This is a genomic window from Xenorhabdus budapestensis, assembly GCF_002632465.1.
Classification (GTDB): Bacteria; Pseudomonadota; Gammaproteobacteria; order Enterobacterales; family Enterobacteriaceae; genus Xenorhabdus; species Xenorhabdus budapestensis.
Window position 1 is genome coordinate 1 of sequence record NZ_NIBS01000097.1, and the last position, 1,028, is coordinate 1,028.

The 1,028-nt window shown below is 52.3% G+C and carries 2 protein-coding genes; both read right to left on the bottom strand.

Features of this window, described 5'->3' with window-relative positions:
- Positions 1 to 120: 120 nt before the first annotated feature.
- The gene (locus tag Xbud_RS19025; protein WP_099137534.1) at positions 121 to 567 is read right to left on the bottom strand and encodes a phage GP46 family protein; all 447 of its coding nucleotides are present in this window, start codon (positions 565 to 567) and stop codon (positions 121 to 123) included.
- A partial coding sequence (locus Xbud_RS19030) for a phage baseplate assembly protein domain-containing protein (protein WP_099137535.1) occupies positions 564 to 1,028 on the bottom strand: 465 nt, incomplete at its 5' end. The genes Xbud_RS19025 and Xbud_RS19030, both read right to left, overlap by 4 nt.

Below are 1,028 nucleotides of genomic sequence, written 5' to 3' on the forward strand. Positions count from 1 at the left end.
CCTGCATCCATATCTGCCAGTACGCCCATGTTGGAAAAGCGCAATAACGGGCCGGTTTCCTGTAATTCTGATTGTAAATAACTGCGGTTCTGTGCCCGGAGTTCAGTGAGTGTTTTTCGTTTAAAGGGCATTTTCTTGCTCCCAGACCCAAAAAAAGCGTAGATCCTCGTTATCCCGCCCCGGACGCTGATAACGGATTATCATATTCAGCCGATTGGGCCAGACAATTTGTGTACGGATATCAATCGCCGCGGCCACGCCATCATCCAGCATCCATTGCAGCGCCTCACGGGCATAATCCTCAGCCGCCAACGCGACAGGGGGGGTTAGTTTCTGCCGATGTAACAACCACAGCCGGGAACCTATCTGATAATCAGCCCCATTGTCACCCCACCAGCCGCGACGGTCAGTACTCTCTATATCATCGTCAGGCCGTGCCTGCCGATCCGTAAATAAACTGATAATGATGGCCGTTTGCAGATCATTCCCGGTCACCAAATCCCCGCGTCCTGCCAGCCAGTCAGCATGAATATTTTTGATATCCCACCAGGAAGTGATATCACTCATTTGACGGTTTCTCCGGTTATCTGACTGGTGACCGTCGCATCGCCGGATTTCACACCAGACACGGGATGCGTATGACGGTTATAGGCATCACGTAACTGTTTCATGGTCGTGGTGTTACTGTTGCAGTTATCAATGACATCGCCGGTCACTTTCAGTACCGGAGTATTCAGCAATACTTCGGTGGAGGCATTGACGGTGACTTTTGACGCATTATTGACGGTGACCGGCTGCCCTTTCGCTTCAATGGTGATCCCCGATGCCGTCAGCAGGATATGCAGCCCCCACTGGTTGTACACCACCACTTCACCGGGATTTAACCCTTTATGCCGGTATTGTTGGTGATTGCTGCCAATCGCCACGGCATTAGAGCGGTCACCGCCTAAGAACGCCAGTACGACATCGGTGTCGGCAGGTAACCCGGATGAAAAACCAAACTCGGCGATCCGGTGCGTGTTGTCCCG